Genomic DNA, 7,060 nt, shown 5'->3' with positions numbered 1-7,060 from the left:
CCCCCGGGCTGCCCCATGCATGCCTGCATGTCGTTGCTGGGTGGAGCGTGGTCCACCAACATTGTCTGGCAGCTCTCCGGTGGCCCCCGGCGCTTCGGGGAGCTGCTCCACGACATCCCCGGCATCTCGCCCAAGGTGCTCACCACGCGGCTGCGCGAGCTGACGGGAAAGGGCGCGGTGACACGCGAGGTCCTCCCCACCTCGCCGCCCTCCGTGGAGTACGCCCTGTCCTCGCTCGGCCTGGAGCTGTTGCCGGTGATTGACTCCATCGTCCGGGTGGGGACCCGGCTGCGCGAGGTGGCACTGACCCCGCATCATCACGACAAACCCACACGCCGCTCCCGACGCCAGGCCTGACCTCCGAGGGGAGCGACACACCGGGCAGAAAAGGCGGAGACGGCCGCCTGCGCCTTGGGAAGGTCCCTCCTTGACGGCGGGGACTCCATCCCTGGCGTCACTGCTCGCGGCGCTGCTCCCTCTGAACCTCGGCCCTGAGGATGAGGTTCGACCTTCCTTCTTGGATGTAGTGGAGTCTCACCTGGAGCCCTGGCTTGAGCGGACCTCCATGTGACACGGTTTGATTGAATCCCGGAGTGATGACGTAGTCGCTGAATGAGAACGGGACGTCGCTCACGGTGAAGCGTTCAGAGCCGTGGCCTGTGTATGGCATTGGGACAAAATCAGCCACGACGCCTTCCGTGACGAGGGTGTTCCCCGAGGCCAGCGCGCCGCGCACCCGGAAATACCCGTTCAGGGTCGACGCGGTCACCAGGACCGTCCAAAAAAGCGAGAAGAAGAAGAATGTCCGGCCAAAGACGCGGGAGCTGGCCGTTCGGAAGAAGAATCGGGTCCAGGCTGGCAATCCTGGGGATCGCTGCTTCCACCAGAGGAGGGCCCCCAAGACAGTGAACGCGGTGCCCAGCGCGATTCCTTTGAATTGAATCGGAGAATGGGCCGCATCAAAGACGAGTTCGTAGCTCACCCGGGCGAGACTAGTCCTGAAGGACACGACTGAGGAGCCTCAGAGGTTGGAGGCCCCCCCGCGACACGGGTGTATCGCGTGAGACCCGAGACACCGGTGCTCAGAACCGGCCAGCCAGCCCGCCCAGGACATCCCCTCCCCTCTGGGTGACGATGGGCACCACCTGGAGGCCGGCTTCGTGGCGCTTGCGCCGTCGCTCGACGCGCTGGTGGTGGGAGACCTCGTAGCCGACGATTCCGCCGACCAGGGCCACGGAGGCGGTGAAGATCAACGAAGAGGTCGCGGAGAAGTTCCCCTCCCCCCAGTTCTTGCTGATGAGTGCTCCCGCGCCCCCTCCCGCCGCGACGCCCGCCAGGGTCCAGCCAAGCTGGCCTTCTCCATCCAGGAGGCTGCCTGCTCCGAGGATGCCGACCCCCATTCCAATCGGCATGCCCAGGAGGGTGATGGCGCGCCCGACCAGCGAGCCGGGAAACCTGCCTTGCGACTCGCAATTCTCCACTCCGCAATCGTCTCCATTGAGATTGAGGATGAAGAGGCCCGGCAGGGCACCCACGACCACGCCCAGGGCGCCTCCCACCCATTCAAGTGGGAGACGGGCCTCGGTGCCGGACTTCGGCTCCCGGAATGATGCTGACGGTTGGAGAGGCTCGACGCGCTCTGGCGTTTCCTCCACCGGCAGGAGCGGCGGTGCCTCTGCCGGGATGTAGCGGTCTGACCCGGTGTCGGGCGCCTGCGCCATGGCCATCCACGGGACGAGCAAGAGCACGGTCAACCAGTGCGTCCGAGTCATGTGTGGATTCTAGTTCCGGCGATTCCCGTCACCGGGTCAAGAGTGGGTCTCGGAGGTCCAAACTGTCTCCCCGACAGCGCGCGTCGCGCGTGGGTAGTCCGTATACCCCTCTGCTCCTGGCCCATGGAGCAGCTCCATCCGCGTCTGCGCCAGCGGCAGCCCCTCTTTCGCGCGCGTGGAGCGCACGGCTCCCGCGCCTTCAGCGTCGCAGCGTCGCGCACGTCATGCAGTAGCGCGCCTCGGGAATCGCGCGCAGGCGATGTCTCCCCATCGCCCCACCACACCGCTCACAGCGACCGAAATACCCTCCAGCGATTCGCTGGAGCGCCGCGTCGATGTCGAGCAACTCCTGCCGCTCCGCATCGGAGAGCAACGTGCCAGGCTCCGGGACACTCGGCGGGGTCCGGGTCCGTGACCTCAGGCGTTCGCCCCGCTGCAACAGGGCGTCTCGCGCCTCACGAGCCAGACTGTCCATGCTTCGCTCCCGCCACCCCACGCCGGGCGCATCCGTCGCTTCCATCGCGACCTTCCTTCCCAGAGGGAGAGTGAGGGCCGGGCATTTCAGAAAACATGCCACGTCACGCCAGAGCCTCCCGCCGTCCACCAGCCGCAAGGCTTGCGCGGCCCACAGGGACCTCCGCAGCCCTTGCGGAAGCGCGGCCCGCCCTGCTCCCCGCCGCTACTGCTCGAAGGGATAGATGACCTTCCAGTCCCTCTTCATGTCCGCGAGGAACCAGCCGCGTCGAGGCGCCTCGTCCAACCCTCGCGAGAGCTTTCCGCTGTGGGCGTTCCGGTCATACGCCCACTCCCGCTTCGCGTCGGTGTGGTGGACGAAGAGCCCGAACCGCGGCCCCTTGCCCGAGGTCGTCCATTCGAGCATCTCGAAGTCCCCATCCGAATTGCCGAACGCCGCGATGGGGCGTCGACCGATGACCTGTTGGATGCCCACCGGCTTGCCCGCCTTGTCGTCGAGCAGGTCCAGCTCCGGCAGCAACATGAGCGACGGTGTGCCGTCCCGGACCTCGTAGCGCAGCTTCGCCCGACTGCCGATGACCTGCTCGGGGGGAATGCCATACACACGCTCTGCCCAGGCGCGCATGAAGCCCACGTCCCCCCCTGACACGATGAATATCTTGAAGCCGCTGGCCCGCAACATCGCGAGCACCTCCAGCATCGGCTGGTAGACGAGCTCCGTGTAGAGCCGGTCGAACCTCGGGTGCGTCGCCATGGCGATCCACTGCGTCACCGTGGCATCGAACTGCTCCGTGGTGACGCCCGCGTGCGTGGCCGCGAACAACTCCATCAGCCCTCGCTCACCGCTCGCGGCCACGGCCTTGAGGTCTCCCTCCAGCACCCCCTGGAACGGCTGCTGGTGCTTCCACTCGGGATGCTGGGGCGCGAGCGCCTTCACGCGGTCGATGACGAAGGCCAGCTCCACCGGGACGGGCTGCTCGCTCCACAGCGTGCCGTCGTTGTCGAACGTGGCGATGCGCGCGTCGGCGGGCACGAAGTCGGGGCCTCCCTCGCGGGTGACGCGCTCCACGAAGTCCAGCAGCGCCGCCTTCGTCGGGCCGTCGTTCCATGAGGGCAGCGGGTCCTCGCTCCCGGCGATGAGCGCTGAACCGGAGCCCCCCTGCGCCAGGCTCGCCGGCTCGTGCGACGCATGGTGCGTGGACTTGCATCCCGCCGAGACGAAGAGCGCACACAACGTCACCACCAGCAGTGAGCGAGCGAAAGCCCCCCCATACCCGCGGCCCGACATTCCCCGCAGTGAAGCTCCGGCCATTTGCATCCCCCCGTGAGGCCATGCCTGACGCGCGGCCTCGCGCCGCAACCTGCGCATCCCTCCGTGAGAGTCCATCGTCCCATCGCTGGCTGGAAACACACGGTGCTTCGCGGGGCGGACCCCGGGCACTCGCCGCCACCCACCTTCCTCGACCGGCCACGAACAGTCAGCACCGTGGAGAATCATTTTCCAGCCAGGTGTTCCCCGCCCACGCGTCCCCTGGACACAAGGATGAGACCTGCTCGGCTGGCCCGTCTTCCAGGCGGGGGCACACCGCCGAGTCATCCTCCGGGACAAGCGTCAGGTCCGGTTCCGCACTGGGCACGTGGCTTGAACGAAGCCGCGCCCCATGCGACTGAAAAGACAGGGGTTGTTGTCATCACTTCTCGCTGGAGCAACTCCAACCCAGGAGTTCGCCACGAAGAAGACCTGTTCCAGAATCCTTCCGCTCGCCATGCTGCTGTGGGGTGTCGGCCTCTGCGCCTGCGGAGACAGCGCCCCGGAGCTTCGGCGCTACGAGCTGCGGCTCCAGGGAACCACGAGCCGCTTCTCCACCACCTACCTGAGCGCGAGCGCGGTGCAGGTGACCTTGGGAGGAGCGCCGCTGCGCACGGAGCTGCTCCCCTCCTCGCAGGAGATGGACGTGGCCAACCCCACCCATGCCCACCTGGTGGCCTGGTTCTGGCTCACGTCCGAGCAGGTGCGTGACGGCGTGCTCGAGGCCACCGTGATTCTGGATGACTTCGGCGCCTTCGAGGCCACCGACGGCTCCGCGGGCTTCGTCGATGCCCGCGAAGCCCCGCTGCGCCTGAAGCTCCAGGGCGACGCGCTGGAGCGCAATGGCCGGGCCGTCATCCACATCGACCTGGACAGGTCGCTCGGCGCCGAGCGGCAGGGGAGTCGTCCCCTGCTCCCTCATCTGCGGCTGGTGTACTGACGCCTCACCCCGTCGGCGGGTCGTAGGACCGGCCCCCGAAGGGAGGCGAGGCCATGATGTCCTTCGCGAGCCTGTCACTGAAGGCGCTGCCCTCGCGGGTGAACGCCTCCGCCTCGGCCTCGGTGAGCCGCACGCGCACCGCGGACATCGCGATACCGCCCACGACGACCTCGATAACCAACGTCCCGTCCTCCTCGCGCAGCACGCGGTAGAGGAGCGGACTCTGATGGACGACCTGCTCGCGGCTCATGGAACCTCCACCTCGTGCACGGAGGAAAGACGCGTCACGGAATCTCGGTCACCACGGCCTGGGCCACCGGCGCGTTGATGACCATGACCTCCGGCACGCCGCCGGACGTGTAGCCGCCGAACTTGAAGCAGTCCGTGTCCTGCTCGGTCTGGCACTTCCACACGCCCGGGTCCGCGTCCACCGGCAGGCGCACGCACGAGCCCGACGCGCGCAGGTTCAACGTCATCATCCGCAGCGGCCCCTCGAAGTTCTTCGCCGGCAGCCCCAGCGCCTGCCCCAGCACCGCGGGGTCATGCGTCGCGCCCGTCATCGACTTCTTCACCGCCTCCTGGATGACGGACGAGGGCGCCGCGAACAGATAACAGCCGCTGTCGTCGCAGCGACCAAAGTTCTTCGCGCCCGACTGCACCACGAAGGTCTGGTACGGGCCTTCCTTCATCAGCCACGACACCGAGCCCTCCGGGAAGTTCTTCGCCAGGTGCTGCTCGATGCTCCACGGCGCTGCGCGCTGGTCCGCCTCCTTGGAGACCTCCTGCTGCTTCGCATCACACGTCTCCGCGACGGGCGTCGTCGGCTCCGGCGTGACGGCGGGCGCCGCGTGCTTGCATCCCACCAGGAGCAGGGTGCTGACCAGCAGACCACGAATCATCCAGGACATGATGAACCTCGTTTCAAGGGTTGATGGGGCGCGCACACTAGTCCAGGAGAACCTGACTTCGACCACTCATTGCCGGAGAGTGAGCAATGGGCCACGAAGCGGCCCCGAGTCATACGTCACCGCGTGGCAAGGGGCGGCGTGGACCTTGTGCGTGGCAGGCGACGAGGCCGAAGACAGGCATCGACTTTTGGCGCGGGACGGGGCAAGCCAGGGAGTCATATGCGCTCGCAAACTCCCGGTCCCCCGCCCGAGCGGGGCTTGTTCTGCAACCGCACCCTCAACCTGCGCGCCATCAAGGCCGTGGGCTACGACATGGACTACACGCTCATCCACTACCGCGTGGAAGCGTGGGAACGCCGCGCCTACGAGCACATCCGTGACAGGCTCGTCGCGCAGGGCTGGCCCGTGGGTGACCTCCAGTTCGACCCGGCGCTCGCCATCCGGGGGCTCATCATCGACACGGAGAAGGGCAACCTGCTCAAGGCCAACCGCTTCGGCTTCGTGAAGAAGGCCCTGCACGGCACGCGCTCCATGGACTTCATCACCCAGCGCGACGAGTACTCCCACACCGTCATCGACCTGCACGAGCGCCGCTGGGTGTTCCTCAACACGCTCTTCTCGCTGTCGGAGGCGTGTCTGTACTCGCAGCTGGTGGACCGGCTGGACGCGGGCCAGTTGCCCGGGCCCATGGGCTACGCGGACCTCTACGAGCACGTGCGGAAGAACCTGGACGCCACGCACATGCAGGGGCAGTTGAAGGCGGAAATCATCGCCGACCCGGAGCGCTACGTCCTGGACGACCCGGAGACGCCGCTGGCGTTGCTGGACCAGAAGAACGCGGGCAAGAAGCTGCTGCTCATCACCAACAGCGAGTGGGCCTACACCGAGCCCATGATGCACTTCGCCTTCGACAAGCACCTGCCCGACGGCATGACGTGGCGGCAGCTGTTCGACGTGGTGATTGTGTCCGCGCGCAAGCCGGAGTTCTTCACCACCCGCTCCGCGCTCTTCGAGGTGGTGGAGACCCAAGGCGAGGCGCTGCTCCGTCCGCACTCCGCCGGCCCCTTCAAGTCCGGCACGCCGTACTTCGGCGGCAGCGCGCTGGAGCTGGAGCGCCACCTGGGCATGAGCGGCGACGAGATTCTCTACGTCGGCGACCACATGTTCGGCGACGTGCACGTGTCCAAGAGCGCGCTGCGCTGGCGCACGGCGCTCATCTTGCGCGAGCTGGAGGACGAGGTGCGCGCCATCGCCGCCTTCCGCCCCACCGAGGCGCGGCTGGGCGAGCGCATGGTGCTCAAGGAGAAGCTGGAGTGGGAGAGCTGCCAGCTGCGCCTGGAGCTGCAGCGGCGCCGCGCGAACTACGGGCCCCGGACGGATGCCCTCACGGAGTCGGAGCTGGTGGCCCGGCTGGGCGAGCTGCGCGAGTCCCTGGAGGGCCTGGACACGGAGCTGGGCCCCATGGCCCGCGCCGCCACCGAGCTGTCCAATCCCATCTGGGGCCTGCTCACCCGCGCGGGCAATGACAAGAGCCACCTGGCCCGCCAGGTGGAGCGGTACGCGGACATCTACACGTCGCGCGTGTCCAACTTCCTGTTCGCCACCCCCTTCGTCTACCTGCGCAGCCCCCGGGGCAGCCTGCCGCACGACCCCAGCC

Annotated in this window: 9 protein-coding genes; 3 read left to right on the top strand and 6 right to left on the bottom strand. The window is 67.5% G+C overall.

Features of this window, described 5'->3' with window-relative positions:
* A partial coding sequence (locus HUW62_RS44685) for a helix-turn-helix domain-containing protein (RefSeq protein WP_176437918.1) occupies positions 1–357 on the top strand: 357 nt, incomplete at its 5' end.
* 97 nt (positions 358–454) lie between these two features.
* Here the strand turns inward: HUW62_RS44685 and HUW62_RS44680 are convergent.
* From HUW62_RS44680 to HUW62_RS44665, 4 genes are all read right to left on the bottom strand, one after another.
* Positions 455–982 (bottom strand): hypothetical protein, encoded by a 528-nt coding sequence (locus tag HUW62_RS44680; protein WP_176437917.1) that lies wholly within the window; start codon positions 980–982, stop codon positions 455–457.
* Positions 983–1,082: 100 nt separating this feature from the next.
* The gene (locus tag HUW62_RS44675; RefSeq protein ID WP_176437916.1) at positions 1,083–1,772 is read right to left on the bottom strand and encodes a hypothetical protein; all 690 of its coding nucleotides are present in this window, start codon (positions 1,770–1,772) and stop codon (positions 1,083–1,085) included.
* Between the two features lie 199 nt (positions 1,773–1,971).
* Positions 1,972–2,292 carry a TraR/DksA family transcriptional regulator gene (locus HUW62_RS44670; protein ID WP_240356417.1) on the bottom strand — a complete coding sequence of 107 codons (321 nt, stop codon included), beginning with the start codon at positions 2,290–2,292 and terminating at the stop codon, positions 1,972–1,974.
* Positions 2,293–2,451: 159 nt separating this feature from the next.
* Positions 2,452–3,558, bottom strand: a complete 1,107-nt coding sequence (locus tag HUW62_RS44665) for an HAD family phosphatase (RefSeq protein ID WP_255203987.1) — start codon at positions 3,556–3,558, stop codon at positions 2,452–2,454.
* A gap of 349 nt (positions 3,559–3,907) precedes the next feature.
* On the opposite strand from HUW62_RS44665, the gene HUW62_RS44660 reads away from it, so the two are divergent.
* Positions 3,908–4,495, top strand: a complete 588-nt coding sequence (locus HUW62_RS44660; RefSeq protein WP_176437915.1) for a hypothetical protein — start codon at positions 3,908–3,910, stop codon at positions 4,493–4,495.
* A gap of 4 nt (positions 4,496–4,499) precedes the next feature.
* Here the strand turns inward: HUW62_RS44660 and HUW62_RS44655 are convergent, their stop codons facing one another.
* Both HUW62_RS44655 and HUW62_RS44650 read right to left on the bottom strand, forming a co-directional pair.
* On the bottom strand, positions 4,500–4,745 hold the full coding sequence (locus HUW62_RS44655; RefSeq protein ID WP_163866184.1) for a hypothetical protein: 246 nt from the start codon (positions 4,743–4,745) through the stop codon (positions 4,500–4,502).
* Between the two features lie 34 nt (positions 4,746–4,779).
* On the bottom strand, positions 4,780–5,403 hold the full coding sequence (locus HUW62_RS44650) for a hypothetical protein (RefSeq protein ID WP_163866183.1): 624 nt from the start codon (positions 5,401–5,403) through the stop codon (positions 4,780–4,782).
* A gap of 219 nt (positions 5,404–5,622) precedes the next feature.
* Here HUW62_RS44650 and HUW62_RS44645 point away from each other — a divergent pair.
* Positions 5,623–7,060: HAD-IG family 5'-nucleotidase (locus HUW62_RS44645; protein ID WP_176437914.1), on the top strand; the 1,438-nt coding region annotated here is incomplete at its 3' end.

It is taken from the genome of Myxococcus sp. AM011 (genome assembly GCF_013372595.1).
Classification (GTDB): Bacteria; Myxococcota; Myxococcia; order Myxococcales; family Myxococcaceae; genus Myxococcus; species Myxococcus eversor.
The sequence above is the reverse complement of the archived record's forward strand: the minus strand, read 5'-3'. Positions and strand labels throughout refer to the sequence as shown.

What these genes read in the sequence shown, in the direction of transcription:
- HUW62_RS44670 (WP_240356417.1), bottom strand. Translation starts at nt 2,292, where the DNA reads ATGGAAGCGACGGATGCGCCCGGCGTGGGGTGGCGGGAGCGAAGCATG.
- HUW62_RS44655 (WP_163866184.1), bottom strand. Translation starts at nt 4,745, where the DNA reads ATGAGCCGCGAGCAGGTCGTCCATCAGAGTCCGCTCCTCTACCGCGTG.
- HUW62_RS44675 (WP_176437916.1), bottom strand. Translation starts at nt 1,772, where the DNA reads ATGACTCGGACGCACTGGTTGACCGTGCTCTTGCTCGTCCCGTGGATG.
- HUW62_RS44650 (WP_163866183.1), bottom strand. Translation starts at nt 5,403, where the DNA reads ATGTCCTGGATGATTCGTGGTCTGCTGGTCAGCACCCTGCTCCTGGTG.
- HUW62_RS44665 (WP_255203987.1), bottom strand. Translation starts at nt 3,558, where the DNA reads ATGGCCGGAGCTTCACTGCGGGGAATGTCGGGCCGCGGGTATGGGGGG.
- HUW62_RS44660 (WP_176437915.1), top strand. Translation starts at nt 3,908, where the DNA reads ATGCGACTGAAAAGACAGGGGTTGTTGTCATCACTTCTCGCTGGAGCA.